The following is a 21,026-nucleotide window of genomic DNA, read 5'->3' as shown; positions in this document are numbered from 1 at the left end:
GTAGAGGATCGTTGAACGATCCTTCAATACCCGTGTTGTTTCGTTCTCGTGTCTGCGGTTGAATTCCGGGCATGGCAGAGCAGCTGGCCGGACTGGCCGACGACCGCGCCCTCCTGGGCCGCACGAGCACGGCGGAGCGGGTCTCGGACATCCTCAGAAGCCGCATCGCCGAGGGCTACTTCCCGCCCGGCACCCGGCTGTCGGAGGACAGCATCGGAGGGGCGCTCGGTGTGTCCCGCAACACACTGCGCGAGGCGTTCCGGCTGCTCACCCACGAACGGCTGCTCGTCCACGAGCTGAACCGGGGCGTGTTCGTGCGGGTTCTGACGGTGGAGGACGTCGAGGACATCTACCGCACCCGACGCCTCGTCGAGTGCGCCGTCGTACGGGGGCTTGGTGAGCCGCCGCACGGCCTGGACCGGCTCGCCGAAGCCGTCGAGGAGGGGCAGCGGGCGGCGCGTGAAGGTGACTGGAAAGCTCTGGGTACCGCCAACATCCACTTCCACCGCGAGCTGGTCTCCCTCGCCGGGAGCGCCCGCACGGACGAGCTGATGCGCAGCGTCTTCGCGGAGCTGCGGCTCGCCTTCCATGTGGTGGACGACCCGAAGCGGCTGCACGAACCGTATCTCGCGCGCAACCGGCAGATCCTCCAAGCACTGGAGGCGGGGGACAGGGCCGAGGCCGAGAAGCTGCTCGCCGTGTATCTCGACGACTCACTGGAGCGGGTCGTGGAGGTCTACCGACGCCGGGTGACGAGCACGCCCTAGGGGCGCGGGGCTGTATCGGTATGCGGCTCCGCCGCGTGGCCGCGAGCATCCACGGGCGACCCGCAGCGACAACCCGCAGCGACAAGATGACCTGCGGTTCCCGGCTCTCCCGGCGGAGCGCCGACGTTTGGGTCGTTGTCAGACCGAGGACCTAGTCTGTGCACCGTGACTTCGCCTGCATCGACGGACCGTGTTCCGCCCCAGCTCAGCGCGGGGCCGCGCCCGGCTCCGGGCCCGGCCGCCGACGAGGGGCTGGCGCGGCGGCTGCGCGCGCTCGCCTGCACCGCGCCGCTGCACGACCTCGACGTGCGCAAGGCCAACCTGGCGGGCGAGTACTCGGTGTACGGCATGGCGGAGGTGGCGCTCGCCGCCATCGACCTGGTCACGCTGAACATGGACTTCGACACGGGCGCCGACCACGACCAGATCGTCGCCCGCCTCATCCCGCGCATCGCCGCCCAGGCCCCGCAGCGCCCCGTCGCCGAGCACGAGCGGGTGGCCCGCTGGGTCCTGGAGAACCTGATCAACGTCGGCAGCGTGGACCGCGGCTTCCGGGCCGTGTACGGCACGTTCGCGCCGGACGGCAGCTATGTCCGCCGTGACTACGACTTCAAGCTGATCGAGGAGGTGCCCGGGCCGGGCGGCACCGTGTACCTCCGTACGACCGACGAGGCGGTCAACGTCCTGGTCGGCGCCCTCGACACGGACGTCACCAGCGCGCAGATCGCCGCGGAGGTCAAGCTGGAGGTGCTGATCAACCGCGGTCGGCTCGCCGACGCGCAGCTGGCCGCCGAGCAGGCCCGCTACCGGACCGTGCAGTACTCGGAAACGCTCCGCAGGGCCCTGGACGCGACCCGTCGCAACGTCCGCGCGGTCGACTGGCTGAACGCCGTACCGGACATGATCGCCGAGGCGCTCGACCACGTCGCCGACCGGTACCGCCATGAGAACGCGATCCTCACCAACATCCGCAAAGCGCGCGACGAGACCGAGGACCCGGAGCACAAGCGCCGCGCCGCCGAGCTCGTCGACATCGTCAAGGACTGCATCCGACGGCACACACAGCTGCAGTCCCGGCTGCTGGAGGCGGGGCCGCTGTTCCGCGCCGAGCAGGACCGGCAGGCCTTCGCGACGCCCATGACGACGTCGGGTACAGACCTGTACGGGCACCTCCTGGCCCCTGTCCTGCCGTTGCCGCTGGAGCAGTCCGTCCGGGTCACGGACGCCTTCTTCGCGCGCGGGACGGGGATGCGTACGCCGGTGTCCGTGCGGGTCGCCGATCTCGTCGACATATTGCTGACGCCGCCCGTGGAGCGGGAGCACCTGGGCGCCGAGATGCCCGAGCCCGACCTCATCGCGACGCCGGACGACAGCCGGTTCAGCGAGGAGCAGCTCGCCGCCGCGATGGAGTTGCTGGATCTGCCGGCGGATGCTCCGCGGCGGCTGTCCGGGCTGTTGGCCCAGGCGCGGCGCCAGGACCCTGATCTGCCGTACCTGGTGGCCTTGTTGGCAGTTCATGCGGCCAGCCCGCCGGTGGGCACGGCTTATCGGCAGGGCGAGGAGAAGCTGCTGTTCGCCGTGGACGACGGGACTGAGCTGGACGATCCCGAGTTCGGAGGGGCCGACCTGATCGTGGGGACGGCTCTGCTGGATGCGGCGGGGATGGCCGCCGACAGAACGGAAGCAGCATGAGCCGCGCCGAGAACCGTACGTACGAGCAACACCCCAGCAAGGAGCCGAAACCGTGACCGAGCACGTCGATCGGAGTGAGCCGGAGGCCGCCGCCCCGTCGGTGTCCGCCGCCGTCACGCCCGCCGACGCCGCCGACGCGGCTCGGCTGGTCGCCTTCGGGCTGCAGCCGAAGTTGCAGCCCGCGCGGGATCAGGAGTACACGGAGCTGCTGCGGCGCTACCGGGAGGACCCCCCGTTCGCGCGGCTCGCCGACGCCGTGGCCGCAGGGCTGGGGCTGGTCGTGCTGGAGGTGTCCCCGCGCGCGGGGATGGCCGTGACGGCCGCCGAGGACTCCGTGTTCGCCGTCCGTATGGGCGACTACTCGCGTCGAACGTCCGCCGACGGCAGCGACCGCTTTCTGCACGGGCTGGCCCATCTCGCCGTCGCCGCCATGGCGTTCCCCCGGCCCGAGGACCTGGCCGACGACGGCTACATCGGGCGCGTGACGGTCAACGGCGTCGACGCCTTCGTACGCCAGGCCTGCCGACGCCTGGAGGAGCGTGCCGAGGAGCAGGGCGAGAACACCGATCCGGCGACGGACGCGCCCGGGCTGGAGGCGGCCTGGCGGATCTGGGTGAGACGCAGCGCGACCGGTGCCACCAAGGACGCGCGCAGACTCGCCGGTTCGACCACCGGCATCGTCGGCAAGGCGGCTGCCTTCCTCACCGACTCCGGGTTCCTGCAGCGCACCGGCGACGACAACGGCGGCACCTACCGCACCACGGCTCGCTACCAGCTCCAGGTGCGTGACATGGCGGGCACCGCCGCCATGGCCGAGCTGCTGGAGCTGGGCGTGGTCCCGGTCACCGACGGCACGCCGAGCCTGCTGCCTGCCGAGGACACGGACGACCTGGAGCTGGTGGCCGACGCCGGGCTGCCGTTCCACTCCGCCTGAAGCCCCGAACATCCCTGATCTGACAAAGACTCAGACGAAGACTTACGAGAGTCCGCCATGTACGAGCTGTCCCGGGTCCGCCTCTACTCCATCGGACCGGCCGGTGCGCGTTACGCCGACACCGTGCTGGACCTGCGCGGTGTCGGCGAGCCCGTGCCCGACCCCGCACCGACGCAGGCGGAGTTCTTCGAGGAGGAGCCCGTCGGCCCGCCGCGCCGGCCCGCACCCGCCGGGGTGCTCTTCCTGGAGAACGGCGGCGGCAAGTCGGTCCTGCTCAAGCTGATCTTCTCTGTGATGCTGCCGGGCCACCGCAACACCCTCGGTGGCGCCAGCTCCGGTGTGCTGCGGAAGTTCCTGCTCGCCGACGACTGCGGGCATGTCGCGCTGGAGTGGCAGCACACGCTCACCGGTGAGTGCGTCGTGGTCGGCAAGGTCAGCGAGTGGCGCGGGCGCCAGGTCTCCAACGACCCGCGGAAGTTCGCCGAGGCCTGGTACTCCTTCCGCCCGGGGCCCGGGCTGAGCCTGGACAATCTGCCCGTCGCCGAGTCCACCGCCGTACGGCGGCCCGTCGAGGGCCAGTCGGGCGCGCAGGGGCGCCGCCGCACCATGAAGGGCTTCCGGGACGCCATCACGGAGGCGGGCAAGGCGTATCCGCATCTGGAGGTGCACTGGGAGGAGATCCACGACCGGTGGATCGAGCACCTCGGCGACCTCGGCCTCGACCCCGAACTCTTCCGCTACCAGCGCGAGATGAACGCCGACGAGGGCGAGGCGGCCGGCCTCTTCGCGGTCAAGAAGGACTCCGACTTCACCGACCTGCTGCTGCGGGCCGTGACGGACACGCGGGACACCGACGGCCTCGCCGACCTGGTCAGCGGCTTCGGCAACAAGCTGGGCCGACGCGCCGAGCTGATCGCCGAACGGGACTTCACCGCCGGGTCCGTCGACCTGCTCGGGCGGATCGTGGAAGCCGCCGAGGCACGCTCACGCGCGCGGGACATCCACGCCGGTGCCGAGCGGCGGACCCGGACCCTGGCCCGGCGGCTCTCCGCGCGGGGAGTCCAGGAGCGCGTCCGGGCGGCCGACCTCGCCCAGCGGGTCACCGCCGCCGCGTACGCCGTGACCCACTCCGAGGCGGCGCGGGAGCGCAGCGCGCTGATCGCCGCCGAACTCGCCTACCGCCACGCCTCGCTGGCGCTCGCCGCGGCCGAGAAGTCGGCGGCCGCCCAGAAGCGCGAGCTCGCCGAAGCGCGCACGCTGCACTCCGCCTGGCAGGCCGCCGAGACCGCCCTGCGGCACCGCGCCGCCGCCGACCGCGTCGCACGCGTGGCCGCCGCCATCCAGGAGGCGGAGCGCGACGCGGCCCCCGCGCTGGCCGCCCGCGCCAAGGCCGCCGTCGATCTCGTACGGGCCCTGCACGCGGCCGCGGAGAGCGCAGAGACCCTCGCCAACGAGGGGGAGGAGCGGTCCGCAGCGCTCCAGGAGGTCAGCGAGTCCGCGTACCGGGACTCCACCGCCGCCGCCACCGAGGCACAGCGGGCCCGCAGTGAGGTCGGGCATCTGCGGCAGCGGCTGTCGGAGGTCGAGCAGGAGACCGCCGAGGCCGTACGCGCGGGCTGGCTCGACGACAGCGCGCCCGACGCCGACCCGGCGCGCGCGGCCCTCGCCGCGAGCGACGCCGAGAAGACGGCCGTCGCCGCCTGGGACACCGCCCGCGAGGCCTCCCGGCGAGCCTCCGAGCACGCGCGCGAGGCGGCATCGGCCGAATCCCGCGCGGAACTGACGGCGGCTCGCGCGGCGGATGCGGCCACGGCGGCGGAACGGTCGTACGAGGCGGAACATCGCCTGGCCGAGGCGCTGGCGGGGGAGGAGCGGCTGGCCGAGCTGCTGAGCCTGACCGGCGGGTCCGGCGTGAAGCGCGGGTCCGTGCCCGGCCCCCGCACGGGTGACGACGAGAAGGCGCCCACGACCGCGCGCGCCGGCCAGGAGGACGTCGCTTCGAACGTCCCCGCCGACGGTGCCCTCACCCCGGAGGAGCTGGACCGGTTCGCCGACGAACTGCGTGAGCTTCTCGACGACGCCGTCTCCGCAGCCGAGCGCCAGCTCTTCGAACTGCGTACGGCCGCCGCCGACGACTCCCGGATCCTGGGCGCGCTCGGTGACGGCGGGCTGCTGCCGCCCGGTCCGGACGTGCTGGCCACCGTGGAGTTCCTCGGCGAGCAGGGCATCCCGGCCCTGCCGGGCTGGCGCTACCTCGCCCAGGCCGTCGACCCCACCGACCACGCGCGCGTGCTGGCCGCCCGGCCGGAGCTCGTCGACGGCGTGATCATCACCGACCCCGACACGCACGCGCGTGCCCGCGAGGCGCTCGGCGACGCGGCCCTGCTGCCACGGTCGGCCGTAGCCGTGGGCACGGCGGCCGCCCTGCTCGCCCCGACCCCGGCCGCCGATGCGCAGAGCGGCGACGTATTCCTCGTACCGCCGAACCCCGCCATGCACGACGAGCACGCCGCCGACGAGGAGCGGCAGGCGCTGCGCGCCCGGGCGACCGAGCGGGACGAGGAGATCCGCACCCTCGCCGCGCGGCTCGGCAAGGACCGGGAGCTTGCGGCGCGGCTCGCCTCGTGGCGGACCGGCTGTCCGGCCGGGCGGCTGGTCGAGTTGGCGCAGGCGGCCCGGGACGCGCGCGCGTTCGCCGAGGAGTCCGAGGCCGAGCTGGCCGAGGCACGGACCGTACGGGCCGAGGCCGACGAAGCCGCCGCCGAGGCCGCCCAGGTCCGCGACGAGCGGCAGGAGGCCGCACAGAAGGCGCGGCGCGCCGCCGACGCCCTGGCCGGGCTGGCCTTCCGGCTGCGCGAGCGGGCCGGCTGGCAGGTCAAGCTGCGCGAACTCGCCGACGAGGCCACCGAGTCCGAGGCCCGCGCCCAGACCTGCCTGGAGCGCGCTCGCGCCGCCGACGAGGACCGCCGTGCCGCTCAGCGCGCCGCCGACGACGCGCGCCGCACCGCGCGTGCCCTGCGCGCCGAGCGCTCGGAGATCGCGGGCGCCCCCGACGACGTACCGGACACCGACGCGGACGCCCCGAGGGCGTCCCTGCCCGCGCTCCGTGAGGCGTACCGGGCAGCTTCCCAGGTGTACGAGAAGGTCGGGGTCGGCGCCGATCTGCGGGCCGAGCAGGCCCGCGCGGAGAGCGACGAGAGCGCGGCGCGCGCGGAGCTGGACCGGCTGAGCAACAAGGTCCGTACCCGGGCCGAACAGCTCCTTCAGTCACCTGACGGCTCCGACGGGCCCTCCCGGCAAGCGGCCGCCGCGCGCGCGGAGGAGCTGGTCCAGCTCCTGGAGACCCGGATGTCCAGCGCGAGCGAGCAACTCGGCCGGCTGCGCGGCGAGGCCGAGCGGCACGCGCCCGAGGACGGCGAGGCGCACACCGAGCTGTCCGAGGAACTCCAGCCGCGCGACGCCGAGCACGCACAGACGCTGCTGCGCACGGCGTCCGCCGAACTCGCCTCCCGCACCGAGGCGTTGGCGCAGGCCCGCGAGGCGCACGCGGAACTCCTCGAAGCGCACCGCGCCGCCGAGGACGCGGCGGGCGGCTTCGACGAGATCGCCGCGATGCTGCGCGACCTGCTGCGCGAGCACACCTCGGAGGAGGAGCAGGAGGAGCCCGAGCCGTACCCCGGCAATCTTGAGGAGGCTCGGCAGTCCGCCGCAGAGGCCCGCCGTTCGCTGCGCGGCTGCGCCGCCGACCTCTCCGCCGCCGAGGCCGCCGTGCGCGAGGCGAGCGACGTGCTCGTCCGGCACGCCAACTCCACGCGCTACGAGCAGGTCCGCACCCCTGCTCGCCAGCAGATCCGCGAGCTGCCCGCCTCGGCGCTGCCCGAGCACGCGCAGAAGTGGGCGGACGCCTTCGCACCCCGACTCCGCGTACTCACCGACGAGTTGGCGCAGCTGGAGCGGAACCGGGACTCGATCGTGGACCGGCTCCGGGGCCTGGTCGAGTCGGCACTGGCCACGCTGAGGTCCGCCCAGCGGCTCTCCCGGCTGCCGGAGGGGCTCGGCGAGTGGTCCGGGCAGGAGTTCCTGCGCATCCGCTTCGAGGAACCCGACCAGGCCACCCTCACCGAACGACTGGGCGAGGTGATCGACGAGGCGACGCGGGCGGCGGTGAAGAAGAACTCGGACCTGAGGCGGGACGGCATGTCCCTGCTGCTGCGCGGCGTCGCTGCGGCGCTCCAGCCCAAGGGGGTCGCAGTCGAGATCCTCAAGCCGGATGCCGTACTGCGTGCGGAGCGGGTGCCCGTCGGCCAGATGGGCGATGTGTTCTCCGGTGGTCAGCTGCTGACGGCGGCCATCGCGCTGTACTGCACGATGGCGGCGCTGCGGTCGAACGACCGGGGGCGGGACAAGCACCGGCACGCCGGGACACTGTTCCTGGACAACCCGATCGGGCGCGCCAACGCGACGTATCTGCTGGAGCTCCAGCGAGCCGTATCGGATGCGCTCGGCGTCCAGCTCCTCTACACCACGGGCCTGTTCGACACGACAGCGCTGGCAGAGTTCCCGCTGGTCATCCGGCTGCGCAACGACGCCGACCTCAGGGCCGGCCTGAAGTACATCAGGGTCGAGGAACACCTCCGCCCGGGACTGCCGCAGCAGCCCCAGGCGGAGGAAGCGGTGCACAGCGAGATCACGGCGACACGGATGTTCAAACGGCCCGCACCGACGACATGACCGAGCTGTCCGCGTCCCTCTTCACGGTGCAGGACGGGCGGTAGGGCTTGAATTCGTCGAAACTCACGGCGAGTTGACCTCCTTGGTCGGCGCGGCCGCGCCCTCCAGGCTGTGCTCGGCGAGGACGCCCGTCCGGTGCCGCTGGACGAACCAGTAGTAGGCGAAGCCGCCGCCCGCTATGACGGCGACGAATAGCACCGCGCCCCACTGCAGATACCAGTGGTACGGAGCCGTCGCGTTGTAGACCGAGGCGCGCGGCCAGATCAGGTTGAGCGTCATGCCCGCGCCCCACACCACGGCGACGATGTTGACCAGCAGCCCCCACCGGCCGAGGGAGAACTTGCCGTCGCCCGCCGGCTGCCACCTGCCGCGCAGCCGGGCCACCAGCATCGGGGCGGTGACACCGAGGTAGGCGAGGTAGATCATGATGATGCCGATGCTCGTGACGACGGTGAAGATCTGCGGCTGACGGATGTTGACCACCAGGATGGCGAGTGCGAGGAGCCCGATGATCACGGTCGGCAGCACCGGCGTCTGGAAGCGGGGGCTGACCCGTGCCAGCAGTGAGGACGCCGGCAAGTTGTTGTCCCGGGCCATCGCGAACGCCAGCCGGATCGCCGCCGTGTGGACCGCCAGTGCGCACACCGTGACGGCGATCAGCACACACCACAGCATCGCCTTGCCGGCCGTGGGGCCGAGGACGTTGAGCACGACGTACTGCAGTCCGTCCGTGGACAGCTTCTCGCCCTTCAGGCTGGAGACGCTCATCAGGGCGAGCAGCAGGATCAGGCCGCCCAGGACGAAGGAGGCCACGATGGCGCGGATGATGGCGCGCGGCGCGTTGCGGGACGGGTCCAGGCACTCCTCACCCAGGGAGGAGGCCGTGTCGAAGCCGTACATGACGTATGCGGACGCCAGCGACGCCACAAGGAAGGCACCCAGGTATCCGGCGCCATAGCCCGCGCCGGTGCCGTTCGTCTCCATGACCACCTGCGGGCCACGGGTGATGTGGACGGCGAACAGGACGATCAATACGACTGTGGCGATCAACTCGATGAACACGCCCGCCGTGTTGATTCTCGCCATCAACTTGACGCCGAAGGCGTTCACCAAGGTGGTGAAGAGGATCAACACCGCGGCCAGGATGACCGCGTTGGTCGCCACGTCGTACTTGCCGGTGCCGTCCCCCACGATCTGGAAGGCCGACGAGATCTGGGGGAGCGTCAACTGGTAGGCCAGCGCCACCGCCGATATGGACACTATGGACGCGATCAACATCATCCAGCCGGCGAGCCAGCCCAGATGCGGGTTGCCTATCTTCTTCGACCAGTTGTAGACCGAGCCCGCAACGGGATAGCGGGCGGCCAGCTCCGCGAAGCAGAGGGCGACCATGAACTGGCCGACGAACACCATCGGCCACGACCACCAGTAGGCGGGGCCGCCGCTGCCGTAGCCGAAGTAGAACAGTTGGAACGTGCCGGTCAGGATCGAGATGTAGCTGATCCCGGCGGCGAAGGTGTGGAAGTTGCCGAGTGTGCGCTTGAGTTCGGGTTTGTAGCCGAACTCGGCGAGTTCGGCGTCGTCGTGACCGCGCGGACTCGTTGGTTGCTCCGTTGTCGACATGAGCGGACTCCTCGTGGGCCGGGGAAGGGGAGCGGGCGACTCGGGCGGGTGCCGGGATCAATGAGAGGGCTGGTGAGCGTGCTGCTACCCGGGAGTCAGGTCAACCACCCCTGCGGTGCGGGATTGGTGTGGCACCAGATGTGTTTGGTCTCGTGGTACCCCGGCGAGCCCCGAGCGCCCGAGTTCGCAACACGATGCCGATGCCGATGCCGATGCCGATGTCGACGTCGATGTCGTGCTCGCTCTCGACGAGCCGCTTACCCGGGTCCAGGGACTGGGCGCCCCGCGCAAACGCATCCTTCTCCCGTACGAGGGAGCCCGGCGATCCGCAGCCGCAGGTCACCGCGTACGGCCGGCGACGTCCCGGGCCAAGGGCCCTCGGTGATGGTGCGGCGGCCGACGCCGATCGCCTCCACCGTGAGTTTGCCCCCCACCCCACCCCACCCCGCCCGCCCCGTCCGCGACCCTGACCAGCGACCCGTCGGCCGGGACATCGGATCCACCCCCGAGCCTCTCGATCAGCCACACGCCTCGAGTCCTACACGTTCGCGCGGTGGACAACTCGACGGACTTGGCCACATCCGCCCGCGTGCTCCGCAGGCGGGACGTGCCTGTCGTTCAGGCGGGCGTGGCGGCGAGGCGGGCGGGGTCGAACAGGCCGATGGGGTGCTCGGTGGTGCCGGTCAGGGCGAGGTCGGCGAGTATCTCGCCGACGACGGGCACGAACTTGAAGCCGTGCCCGGAGAACCCGCAGGCCACGGTGACCGACTCCGGGTGCGCGGGGTGGCGGGCGATGACGAAGTGCTCGTCGGGGGTGATGGAGTACATGCAGGTGGCGGCCTTGAGGAAGGTGCCGGGCAGGTCCGGGATGCAGCCGGATATGTGGTCCGCCATGGCCCGGATCTCCTCCTCATGAACCGTCCGGTCGATGGTCTCCGGGGTGGTGACCTCGCCCTTGCGGAAGAAGGCGACCTTGGCACCGAGATCGGGGCCGTCGATGGCCGGGAACCCGTAGACCTGGACGCCGTCCGCGTCGTCCCAGATGTAGATGGGTTGGTTCTCGGGGCGGAACGGATCAATACCGTGCTTCGGCTGGAACCAGTACATGACCTGCCGCTCAATGGTGAACGGCACCCCGAGATCGGTCAGCAGCTGCGGCGCCCATGCGCCCGGGCAGATCACCAACTGGCCGGCGGTGTAGGTGTTCTCGGCCGTGTGGACGCGGACTCCGTCCCGGTACGGCTCCCAGCGGGTCATCGGCTCTTCGAAGTGCAGGTCGGCGCCCTGCTGGGTGGCCAGCTGGACATGAGCGGCGACCGTGTTCTCCGGCCGCAGGAGACCGGCCTTCCTCTCGTACAGCGCCACCTCGTCGTCCTTCGGCGCGAGCGTCGGGAAGCGGCGGCGGATCTCCTTCGCATCCAGCATCTCGTGCGGCAGGTCCCACTGTTGGGCCGAGCGCAGCGAGCCGGAGACGGCCGGCGTGTCGGGGCGTCCGATCATGACGCCGCCGCAGAGGGTGGCGATGTCCCTGCCGGTGGACCGCTCCAGGTCGTCGTACAGCTCGTAGGCGCGTAGCAGCAGCGGGACGTACGCCGGGTCCTCGAAGTACGACTGCCGGGTGATGCGTGAACCGCCGTGGCTGGAGCCGCGGTTGTGCACCGGGCCGAACTTCTCCAGACCGAGCACGCGGGCGCCACGCGAGGAGAGGTGGTGGGCGGCGGCGCTGCCCATGCCGCCGAGACCGATGACGATCACGTCGTAAGTGGGGGACACCGGAGTCTCCTATCGGCGGATGCGGGTCATCTTTGGGGGTCGAAGAGCGGCAATTCGGCGACCGTGGCCAGCCTGTCTCGCCGAAGTATTTGATGTGCACGGCGGTGCCGGTGACCAGGGTAGGCAGCCAGGCGTACGCGACGCAGCGGCCCAGTGTGTAGCCGTACGAGGACCGCTGTGCTCTCCGTGGACCGCCCACGAGCGTTCATGCGGGCGTGGCGCAACATGGTCCGCGGGACGCCCCAGGCACGGTCTGTCTCGGTCTGACTCGGTCCGGGGCAGCAGGCTCGAGATGGTCTCGCGCTCGGCCGGCCGCGGCGGAACCGCTCAACGGACCCCGGCAGCCCGGCCCGGCCCAGGACCGGCACTTGGCCCGGATCCGGCATTCGGTCCGGCTCCCGGCTCGGCTCGTGCTCGTGCCCGCGCTTGGCTCGGCAGGGCCGCTGGGAGCCATTCCTCAGCCCCTGACGCTGGGTCGTTCAACCGTGCACTCAGGAGTGCGACAACTGACCGGCCCCGCCCCGTCGGCGTATTCGCTCCTGAGCGCGCTCGGCCTCCCGTGTCTGCCGTCGTGCCCGGCGCCGCTCGCGTCGCAGGATGCGCGCCGTGCTGCTCGGCGTGGAGACGACGCCATTGCGCTGGTTCCACACCTGGCGGGTCACCCAGACGTCGAGGGCGCCCCAGGTCGCCACCACCGTGCTGACCACACTGCTGATCACCATCGGGAACGCCAGCCATGACCCCGCCAGCGTGCACAGGAAGGCCACCATCGCCTGTATCAGCGTCACCGCGATGATCAGCACCGCTCGCACCGACGCCGTCCGCACCGGATCCGGCATCCGGCGCCGCCGGGCGGGCTCCTCGACCCACAACGGCCGGTATCCCGACCACTCCTGGGCCGCTCTGCCGCCGGCGGCTCTGGCCACACTCTTGTCTGCCGCCGCCTTCCTACCGGAGCCGGCCGAAACGTCGTGCCGGTCCGTCGTCACCGCACCCGCGGCCACCGGAGCATCGCGGCTGCCCATCGCCTGGCGTCCGTCCGCCGGAATGTCGTGATCCAGCGCTTCGGGGCCGCGCCGCGCCGACACATGCGCCACCGTCCCGCCCTCGGGCGCCTCGCGCCGCTCCGCCGTGCCCATCACCGAGTCACTCCCCACCGCCAGCAGACCGCTTGCCCCGTGTCCGAAGACGCGGCTCCCCAGCGGCTGCCCGGCTTGCGCTGTTTTACGCCGCCCGGGGACTGGATGCGGCTCCTGTGGCCCATTCCGCCCCCATCTCCCATAGAGAAGGACGATCGACGCGTGCCGAAGATTCCCGAGGAAGATAAATTTCTGGCCAACTGGCCCGAGAGACCGGCCGGATCCGTCCTCGGCGGCGCCACGGGATCACGGGAGGCAATCTCCCGCAATGGCCGGACAACTCCCCATGTCTCGTCGCCGGTGCGGAAGTTCAGGTTCCGGATGGCTCTTCGAGTTACTTGTGCGTCGGTAGTAGGCTCGCGCCAATTGTTGACGCACATGTGTGCCCCCTGACCAATGGGGGTTTGAGCTGGGGGAGGCCATGCGCTTTCGCGGGAAGTCGATCCGCCGGAAGATGGTGGCGCTGCTTCTCGTGCCGCTGGTGTCCCTGACCGCGATCTGGGGCTTCGCCACGGTACTCACGGGGCGAGGCGTGACCCAGCTGTTCACGGTGTCGTCCCTCGTCGAGAAGATCGGTTACTCCACCGAGGACGCCGTCCGCGTCCTGCAGCAGGAACGCCGCCAGGCCCTCGTCTATCTCGCCGACCGCCGGGCCTCGGACGCACTGTCCGCGCTGCGGGAAACCCGGAGTGCCACCGACGCCGCCGTCGCCGAGATCCGCAAGAATGCCAAGGATCCCGACGTCCGTGACGGGATGGACGAGGGGGACGCCGAACGCCTCACCGCCGTCCTGGACGCCTTCGACGGCATCAACCCCCTGCGCCGCAGCGTCGAGGACGGAACGGTGACCCGCTCCCAGGCCCTCGGCCTCTACAACCGGCTCGTCGACCCCTGCTACGCCCTGCTGGGCTCCCTCGACGGGATCGACAGCGTGGCGATGGACAAGCAGGCCCGCGCCCTTCTCAACGTGACCCGCGCCCGCGAACTCCTCTCCCGCGAGGACGCGTTGCTGAGTTCCGCCCTGGTCGTCGGGAAGCTGTCCCGCGAAGAGATACGCGACGTCTCCGACCTGGTGGCCCAGCGCACCCTCATGTACGACATCAGCCTGTCGGACCTGCCCTCGTCCGAGCGTGAACGCTACAGGCGCTTCTGGGACAACGCCTCCACTGCTCCACTGCGCGTCGCCGAACAGGCCGTCATCCTGTCCCAGGCAGGCAGGCCCAGCAGGGTGGACGCCAAGAGCTGGGACACCGCCGCCGGCAGCGTCCTCGACGAGCTCAGCAAGCTCAACGACGAGGCGGGCGCCCGCTATCAGGACCGCGTGAGCCCGGTCGCGATGGGCGTCATCCTGAAGGCGGCCTTCGCCGGTGTCCTCGGGCTGCTCGCCCTGCTGTTCTCGCTCTTCCTGTCCGTGCGCATCGGCCGCGGCCTCATCCGCGATCTGCGGCAGCTGCGGCTGGAGGCCCACGAGGCCTCCGGCGTACGCCTGCCCAGTGTGATGCGCCGCCTCTCCTCCGGCGAACAGGTCGACGTGGAGACCGAGGTCCCCCGCCTGGAGTACGACAAGAACGAGATCGGCGAGGTCGGCCAGGCCCTCAACACCCTGCAGCGGGCCGCCGTCGAGGCCGCGGTCAAGCAGGCGGAACTGCGCGCCGGCGTGGCCGAGGTCTTCGTCAACCTCGCCCGCCGAAGCCAAGTCCTCCTCCACAAGCAGCTCACGCTCCTCGACACCATGGAACGCCGGACCGAGGACACCGACGAACTCGCCGACCTGTTCCGCCTCGACCACCTGACCACCCGTATGCGTCGGCACGCCGAGGGGCTCGTGATCCTCTCCGGCGCCGCCCCCTCCCGGCAGTGGCGCAAGCCCGTCCAGCTCATGGACGTCGTACGCGCCGCCGTCGCCGAGGTCGAGGACTACGAGCGCATCGAGGTCCGACGTCTGCCCCGCGTCGCCGTCACCGGACCGGCCGTCGCGGACCTCACGCACCTCGTGGCCGAACTCCTGGAGAACGCCACGGTGTTCTCCCCGCCGCACACCGCAGTCCAGGTCCTGGGCGAGCGGGTCGCCAACGGCTTCACCCTGGAGATCCACGACCGCGGCCTGGGCATGGCGGCCGACGCCCTGCTGGACGCCAACCTCCGGCTCGCCGAGACGCCCGAGTTCGAGCTGTCCGACACCGACCGGCTCGGCCTGTTCGTGGTCAGCCGGCTCGCCCAGCGGCAGAACGTCCGGGTCTCGCTGCAGCCGTCGCCGTACGGCGGCACCACCGCCGTCGTCTTCATCCCCGACGCGCTGCTCACCGACGACGTCCCGGACACCAACGGCATCGGGTTCCGTCTCGACCGGCCCACGCCGTCGAAGGAGGCCGAGCTGGAGGAGGCGCGCCGCGCCGCCCTCGCCCATGTGCCGGCCCGCGTGCCCGGCCTGCCCGCCTCGCTCCTGGACGGACCGGTCGAGCTGGAGGCCCCCGTCGACCTGGACGCGCTCAGCGACTTCCCGGACGCGCTCGACGACGAGGACAGCGAGCGCGGCGGACTCTTCCGCCCGCGCCGCGCTCTGGCCCATGTGGAGGACGAGGCGTCTGGGTCGCTCGGCGAACACCCGGTCTCCGGCATCCATGGCGGACCGGACCGGCCCGACACGGATGACGATGTGAGCGCCCCGGTCCCGCTGCCCCGCCGCCGGACGCCCAAGCTGGTCAGTTCGCACGGACGCCCGGTCACCGAGCAGCGTTCCCGGCGAGAGGAGGCGGACACGGCCCCTTCCGCAGGCCCGAGCCGCCCGGAGCCGAACGGTCTCGCTCCGCTGCCGACCCGCCGACGCGACACAGGACCCCGCGGCGAGCTGACCAGCGCGCAGGACCGAATCGGCGACCGTGCCGCCACGCCGCCCAGCGCCGGACACGACCGAGGTGAGCCGCCGGAGCCCGCAGCCCATCCAAGGCGCACGCGGCGTGCGGCGATCGCATCGAGCGGCCCCGACCCTGCCGCTCCGAGCACGCCCGCCGCGCAGCGGGAGAGCGGCTCAGGTTCGGGTCCGCTGCCCCGGCGCGTACGACAGGCCAGCCTGGCGCCGCAGCTCAAGCAGGGCCCCGCTCGCCGCGCCGAGGAGAGCGCGGAACTCGTCGAGCGGGACGCGGACGAGGTACGCAGCCGAATGGCATCGCTCCAGCGCGGCTGGCAGCGCGGCCGCCAGGAGAACGCCGCGGGCGACGACGCCCACAGCGGCACAGCACAAGGAACGACTAAGGGGGACGGTCGATGACCGCACCGAAGGCGACCGGCCACACCGCGACCAACCAGTCCGGCGAGCTCAACTGGCTCCTCGACGACCTGGTGGACCGCGTTGCCAGCATCCGTAAGGCCCTCGTGCTCTCCGGCGACGGCCTGCCGACGGGGGTGTCCAAGGATCTGACCCGCGAGGACAGCGAGCACCTGGCCGCCGTCGCGTCCGGGTTCCACAGCCTGGCCAAGGGCGTGGGCCGCCACTTCGAGGCGGGCAACGTCCGGCAGACGGTCGTCGAGCTCGATGACGCCTTCCTGTTCGTGACGGCCGCAGGCGACGGCAGCTGCCTCGCCGTGCTCTCGGATGCCGATTCGGACGTCGGCCTGGTCGCGTACGAGATGACGCTCCTCGTCAAGCGGGTCGGAGTGCATCTGGGTACCGCTCCGCGCACCGATCTGCCCGCGGGCGGGTAGTGGGATGGCATGAGCGCTGACGGTCAGGGAAGAAGTCACTGGTTCGACGACGAGGCCGGACCGGTCGTCCGTCCGTACGCCATGACGCGCGGCCGCACCACCAGTGCGGCCCAGCACCGCCTCGACCTGATCGCGGTGGTCGTCGCGGAACCGCACGCGGACGACCCGGAAGCGGACTCGATGCTGTCCCCGGAGCACGTGGACATCGTCGAACTGTGCCGTGACGCCCCGCAGTCCGTTGCCGAACTCTCCGCCGAGCTCGACCTGCCCATCGGAGTCGTACGGGTCCTCGTCGGGGATCTCGTGGACGCGGAATTCGTCCATGTGAACCGGCCCGTACCGCCTGCCGAGCTGGTGGACGAGAGTATTCTGCGCGACGTGATCAACGGCCTGCGGGCGCTGTGAGCGGCGTGGAAGCGGGGTAGCGACATGACAGGCTGGCAGTTCTGGGTCGACCGTGGCGGCACCTTCACGGACATCGTCGCGCGACGCCCGGACGGCCGTCTGCTGACCCACAAACTCCTGTCGGAGAACCCGGCGCGATACTCCGACGCGGCTGTCGCGGGCGTACGTGATCTGCTGGACGGCTCCCAGGACCAGCCCATCGAGGCCGTCCGGATGGGCACGACGGTCGCCACGAACGCCCTCCTCGAGCGCAAGGGCGAGCGGACCCTGCTGGTCATCACCCGCGGCTTCCGCGACGCCCTGCGCATCGCCTACCAGAACCGGCCCCGCATCTTCGCCCGCCGCATCGAACTCCCCGAGCTGCTCTACGAACGGGTCGTCGAGGTCGACGAACGCATCGCCGCCGACGGCACCGTCCTGCGCGCCCCCGACCTGGAAGCCCTCACCGGCCCCCTCCAGGAGGCGTACGACGACGGGATCCGAGCCGTCGCCGTGGTCTGCATGCACAGCCACCTCCACCCCGTCCACGAACAGGCCGTCGGCGAGCTCGCCGCCCGCGTCGGCTTCCCGCAGATCTCGCTGTCGAGCGAGGTCAGCCCTCTGATGAAACTCGTCCCGCGTGGGGACACCGCTGTCGTCGACGCCTACCTCTCGCCCGTGCTGCGCCGCTACGTCCAGCACGTCGCCGACGAGCTCGCAGGCGTACGGCTGATGTTCATGCAGTCCAACGGCGGTCTCGCCGAAGCCGGGCAGTTCCGCGGCAAGGACGCCATCCTGTCCGGCCCCGCCGGAGGCATCGTCGGCATGGCACGCATGTCGCAGCTCGCCGGCTTCGACCGCGTCATCGGGTTCGACATGGGCGGCACCTCCACCGATGTCTCGCACTTCGCCGGCGAGTACGAACGGGTCTTCACCACACAGATCTCTGGCGTCCGCCTGCGCGCCCCCATGCTGGACATCCACACCGTCGCGGCAGGCGGCGGCTCGGTCCTCCACTTCGACGGCTCCCGCTATCGCGTAGGGCCGGACTCGGCGGGCGCGGACCCGGGACCCGCCTGCTACCGGGGCGGCGGCCCGCTCGCGGTCACGGACGCCAATGTCATGCTCGGCCGCATCCAACCCGGCCATTTTCCCCAGGTGTTCGGCCCTGAAGGCGACCAGCCTCTTGACGACGTCCTCGTCCGTGAGCGCTTCACCGCCCTCGCGCGCGACATCCGTGAGCAGACCGGCGACGACCGCACCCCTGAGCAGGTCGCCGAGGGCTACCTGCAGATCGCGGTCGCCAACATCGCCAACGCCGTGAAACGGATCTCCGTCCAGAAGGGCCACGACGTCACCCGCTACGCGCTCACCACCTTCGGTGGTGCGGGTGGCCAGCACGCGTGCATGGTCGCCGACTCGCTCGGTATCCGCACCGTTCTCGTGCCCCCCATGGCCGGTGTCCTCTCCGCGCTCGGCATCGGCCTCGCCGACACCACGGCCATGCGCGAACAGTCCGCCGAGGCACCCCTGGAGGCCACCTCCATGCCCGGCGTCCTGAAGACCGCGGACGACCTCGAATCCGCTGCCCGCAGCGAACTCCTCGACGAGGACGTCCCCGAGGACCGCATCAAGGTCACTCGACGCGCCCAACTCCGCTACGACGGCACCGACACCACCCTTACCGTCGAACTCACCGACCCCGACACCATGCGGCGCGCCTTCGAAGATCGTCATCGCGCCACGTACTCCTTCACCCTCGACCGCCCGATCGTCGTCGAAGCCCTCTCCGTCGAAGCCACCGGCCTCACCGAACCCCCCGATCTCTCTGCTCTCGCTCCCTACGAAGCCACCCCTGAAGGCAGCCCGGCCACCCCGCGGTCCGTCCGCCTTCACACGGGCGGCACCTGGCGCGACGCACCCCTCCACCGCCGCGAGGACCTGCCTCCCGGCCAGACCGTCACCGGCCCGGCGATCATCACCGAGGCCAGCGCGACGACCGTCGTCGACGACGGCTGGCAAGCCGTGACGACCGACGGCGGGCATCTGGTCATGGAACGCACGGCGGTTACGCAGAGTTCCGAGCTCAACACAGAAGCCGACCCGGTTCTCCTCGAGGTCTTCAACAACCTCTTCATGTCCATCGCCGAACAGATGGGCGCCCGCCTCGAGTCCACCGCCCAGTCCGTCAACATCAAGGAACGCCTGGACTTCTCCTGCGCGCTCTTCGACCCGGATGGAAACCTGGTGGCCAACGCCCCGCACATCCCCGTCCATCTGGGCTCGATGGGCACCAGCGTCAAGGAGGTCATCCGGCGCCGCGGCTCCCGGATGCGTCCCGGCGACACCTACGCCGTCAACGACCCTTACCACGGTGGCACCCACCTGCCCGACGTCACCGTGATCACCCCGGTCTTCGACACCGCAAGCACGGAGGGTGACCGGATCCTCTTCTACGTCGCCTCACGCGGCCACCACGCCGAGATCGGCGGCATCGCCCCCGGCTCCATGCCCGCCAACAGCCGCACCATCGAGGAGGAGGGCATCCTCTTCGACAACTGGCTACTCGCCGACAACGGCCGCTTCCGCGAGGAGGAGACCCGCCGCCTGCTCACCGAGGCGCCCTACCCCTCCCGCAACCCGAAGACCAACCTCGCCGATCTGCGCGCCCAGATCGCGGCCAACCAGAAGGGCGTCGACGAAGTCGCGCGCATGATCGAGCACTTCGGCCTCGACGTCGTCCAGGCGTACATGAAGCACGTCCAGGACAACGCGGAGGAAGCGGTACGCGGCGTCATCGACGCCCTGGACGACGGCGAATACGCCTACGAGACCGACTCCGGCGCCGTCATCCGTGTACGCGTGCGCGTGGACCGTGAGAACCGCTCCGCCACGGTCGACTTCACCGGCACCTCCCCGCAGCTGGCCACGAACTTCAACGCCCCCTTCTCGGTCGTCAACGCGGCGGTCCTGTACGTCTTTCGCACCCTCGTGGCCGACGACATCCCGCTCAACGACGGCTGCCTGCGCCCCCTCGAGATCATCGTGCCGCCCGGTTCCATGCTCGCTCCCGAACCCCCGGCGGCGGTGGTCGCGGGCAACGTGGAGACGTCCCAGGCGATCACCGGCGCCCTCTACGCCGCACTGGGCGTCCAGGCCGAGGGCTCCGGCACCATGAACAACGTCACCTTCGGCAACGAACGCCACCAGTACTACGAGACCGTGGCCTCAGGATCCGGCGCGGGCGACGGGTTCGCCGGCGCGCCCGTCGTCCAGACCCACATGACCAACTCACGGCTCACCGATCCCGAAGTGCTGGAGTGGCGACTGCCCGTACAGCTCGAGGAGTTCGCCCTACGGCACGGCAGCGGCGGCGCCGGGCAGTGGCACGGCGGGGACGGCGCTGTGCGCCGTATCCGGTTCCACGAGCCCATGACCGTCTCCACGCTGTCCCAGCACCGCAGGGTCCCGCCGTACGGCATGGCGGGCGGCGAACCCGGCGCGCTGGGAGCCAACCGCGTCGAACGTGCGGACGGCACGGCCACTGCACTCGCCGGAAGCGACTCGGCCGACGTCGGCCCCGGCGACGTACTCGTCATCGAAACCCCCGGCGGCGGAGGCTACGGCCCACCGTCGCACGACCCCCATCAAGCAGGAGAAGAGATCGATGATCTTCGGGCGTTCTGAGCGCGGGAAGCCTCCGGTCGAACCCGTCACGCTCAAGATCCTGGTGGCCGGCGGCTTCGGCGTGGGCAAGACCACCCTCGTCGGCGCGGTCAGCGAGATCAGGCCGCTGCGCACCGAGGAACTGCTCACCGAGGCCGGGCGCCCGGTCGACGACACGAGCGGTGTCGAGGGCAAGCGCACCACCACCGTCGCCATGGACTTCGGCCGCATCACGCTGCGCGAGGACCTGGTGCTGTACCTCTTCGGCACGCCCGGCCAGGAGCGGTTCTGGTTCATGTGGGACGAGCTCTCGGAGGGCGCGCTCGGCGCCGTCGTCCTCGCCGACACGCGCCGCCTCGAGGACTGCTTCGCGGCCGTGGACTACTTCGAACGGCGTTCCATACCTTTCGTCGTCGGCGTCAACTGCTTCGAGGGAGCCGCGCGTTACCCGGAGGAGGACATCCGGCAGGCCCTCGACCTCGACGACGGCGTACCGCTGCTGCTGTGCGACGCCCGTGACCGGGAGTCCGTCAAGGAGACCCTCATCGGCGTCGTCCAGCACGCGATGGCCTACCAGGCGGACCGCCGTCAGACGGTGAGCACCTGAAGCCCGAC

General features: G+C 71.1%; 12 protein-coding genes and 1 pseudogene. 9 read left to right on the top strand and 4 right to left on the bottom strand.

The features are described from left to right. Positions 1–71: 71 nt before the first annotated feature. The 4 genes from PBV52_RS07430 to PBV52_RS07415 all read left to right on the top strand — a co-directional run bounded on the left by PBV52_RS07430 (position 72) and on the right by PBV52_RS07415 (position 8,124). A complete protein-coding gene (locus tag PBV52_RS07430; protein ID WP_274237496.1) occupies positions 72–767 on the top strand; it encodes a GntR family transcriptional regulator in 696 nt (231 codons plus the stop codon). Between the two features lie 165 nt (positions 768–932). After that, positions 933–2,459: a hypothetical protein gene (locus PBV52_RS07425; RefSeq protein ID WP_274237495.1), complete on the top strand. Its 1,527-nt coding sequence runs from the start codon at positions 933–935 to the stop codon at positions 2,457–2,459. Between the two features lie 52 nt (positions 2,460–2,511). Continuing rightward, the gene (locus tag PBV52_RS07420) at positions 2,512–3,393 is read left to right on the top strand and encodes a hypothetical protein (RefSeq protein ID WP_274237494.1); all 882 of its coding nucleotides are present in this window, start codon (positions 2,512–2,514) and stop codon (positions 3,391–3,393) included. A gap of 57 nt (positions 3,394–3,450) precedes the next feature. Continuing rightward, the gene (locus PBV52_RS07415; RefSeq protein WP_274237493.1) at positions 3,451–8,124 is read left to right on the top strand and encodes a hypothetical protein; all 4,674 of its coding nucleotides are present in this window, start codon (positions 3,451–3,453) and stop codon (positions 8,122–8,124) included. A 63-nt stretch (positions 8,125–8,187) separates the two neighbouring features. Here the strand turns inward: PBV52_RS07415 and PBV52_RS07410 are convergent, their stop codons facing one another. The 4 genes and pseudogenes from PBV52_RS07410 to PBV52_RS07400 all read right to left on the bottom strand — a co-directional run bounded on the left by PBV52_RS07410 (position 8,188) and on the right by PBV52_RS07400 (position 12,659). Then, the gene (locus PBV52_RS07410) at positions 8,188–9,747 is read right to left on the bottom strand and encodes an APC family permease (RefSeq protein WP_274237492.1); all 1,560 of its coding nucleotides are present in this window, start codon (positions 9,745–9,747) and stop codon (positions 8,188–8,190) included. A gap of 618 nt (positions 9,748–10,365) precedes the next feature. Next, positions 10,366–11,520 (bottom strand): N-methyl-L-tryptophan oxidase, encoded by a 1,155-nt coding sequence (solA, locus tag PBV52_RS07405; RefSeq protein WP_274237491.1) that lies wholly within the window; start codon positions 11,518–11,520, stop codon positions 10,366–10,368. A 9-nt stretch (positions 11,521–11,529) separates the two neighbouring features. Next, a pseudogene (locus PBV52_RS51680) lies at positions 11,530–11,692 on the bottom strand (glycine cleavage T C-terminal barrel domain-containing protein); the annotation flags it as partial. Between the two features lie 319 nt (positions 11,693–12,011). Beyond that, positions 12,012–12,659, bottom strand: coding sequence for a hypothetical protein (locus PBV52_RS07400; RefSeq protein WP_274237490.1), 648 nt, complete (start codon positions 12,657–12,659; stop codon positions 12,012–12,014). 421 nt (positions 12,660–13,080) lie between these two features. On the opposite strand from PBV52_RS07400, the gene PBV52_RS07395 reads away from it, so the two are divergent. The 5 genes from PBV52_RS07395 to PBV52_RS07375 are packed head-to-tail and all read left to right on the top strand — an operon-like array spanning position 13,081 to position 21,018. After that, a complete protein-coding gene (locus PBV52_RS07395; protein ID WP_274237489.1) occupies positions 13,081–15,927 on the top strand; it encodes a nitrate- and nitrite sensing domain-containing protein in 2,847 nt (948 codons plus the stop codon). Continuing rightward, positions 15,924–16,361 carry a roadblock/LC7 domain-containing protein gene (locus PBV52_RS07390; RefSeq protein WP_062704455.1) on the top strand — a complete coding sequence of 146 codons (438 nt, stop codon included), beginning with the start codon at positions 15,924–15,926 and terminating at the stop codon, positions 16,359–16,361. Before PBV52_RS07395 ends, PBV52_RS07390 begins: the two co-directional genes overlap by 4 nt. Positions 16,362–16,370: 9 nt before the next feature. Beyond that, positions 16,371–16,766: a DUF742 domain-containing protein gene (locus PBV52_RS07385; RefSeq protein WP_274237488.1), complete on the top strand. Its 396-nt coding sequence runs from the start codon at positions 16,371–16,373 to the stop codon at positions 16,764–16,766. 24 nt (positions 16,767–16,790) lie between these two features. Then, the gene (locus PBV52_RS07380; RefSeq protein WP_274237487.1) at positions 16,791–20,432 is read left to right on the top strand and encodes a hydantoinase B/oxoprolinase family protein; all 3,642 of its coding nucleotides are present in this window, start codon (positions 16,791–16,793) and stop codon (positions 20,430–20,432) included. After that, complete coding sequence (locus PBV52_RS07375; protein ID WP_274237486.1) at positions 20,413–21,018, top strand: ATP/GTP-binding protein; 606 nt, start codon at positions 20,413–20,415, stop codon at positions 21,016–21,018. The genes PBV52_RS07380 and PBV52_RS07375 overlap by 20 nt, the downstream gene beginning before the upstream one ends. Positions 21,019–21,026: the final 8 nt, after the last annotated feature.

Source organism: Streptomyces sp. T12 (assembly GCF_028736035.1).
GTDB lineage: Bacteria > Actinomycetota > Actinomycetes > Streptomycetales > Streptomycetaceae > Streptomyces.
Note: the sequence above shows the minus strand (reverse complement) of the source record. Positions and strands in the feature narration are given on the sequence as shown.

Excerpts from the sequence above, each read along its gene's own strand:
- PBV52_RS07430 (WP_274237496.1), top strand. The coding sequence starts at position 72 with ATGGCAGAGCAGCTGGCCGGACTGGCCGACGACCGCGCCCTCCTGGGC.
- PBV52_RS07415 (WP_274237493.1), top strand. The coding sequence starts at position 3,451 with ATGTACGAGCTGTCCCGGGTCCGCCTCTACTCCATCGGACCGGCCGGT.
- PBV52_RS07410 (WP_274237492.1), bottom strand. The coding sequence starts at position 9,747 with ATGTCGACAACGGAGCAACCAACGAGTCCGCGCGGTCACGACGACGCC.
- PBV52_RS07400 (WP_274237490.1), bottom strand. The coding sequence starts at position 12,659 with ATGGGCACGGCGGAGCGGCGCGAGGCGCCCGAGGGCGGGACGGTGGCG.
- PBV52_RS07395 (WP_274237489.1), top strand. The coding sequence starts at position 13,081 with ATGCGCTTTCGCGGGAAGTCGATCCGCCGGAAGATGGTGGCGCTGCTT.
- PBV52_RS07390 (WP_062704455.1), top strand. The coding sequence starts at position 15,924 with ATGACCGCACCGAAGGCGACCGGCCACACCGCGACCAACCAGTCCGGC.
- PBV52_RS07385 (WP_274237488.1), top strand. The coding sequence starts at position 16,371 with ATGAGCGCTGACGGTCAGGGAAGAAGTCACTGGTTCGACGACGAGGCC.
- PBV52_RS07380 (WP_274237487.1), top strand. The coding sequence starts at position 16,791 with ATGACAGGCTGGCAGTTCTGGGTCGACCGTGGCGGCACCTTCACGGAC.
- PBV52_RS07375 (WP_274237486.1), top strand. The coding sequence starts at position 20,413 with ATGATCTTCGGGCGTTCTGAGCGCGGGAAGCCTCCGGTCGAACCCGTC.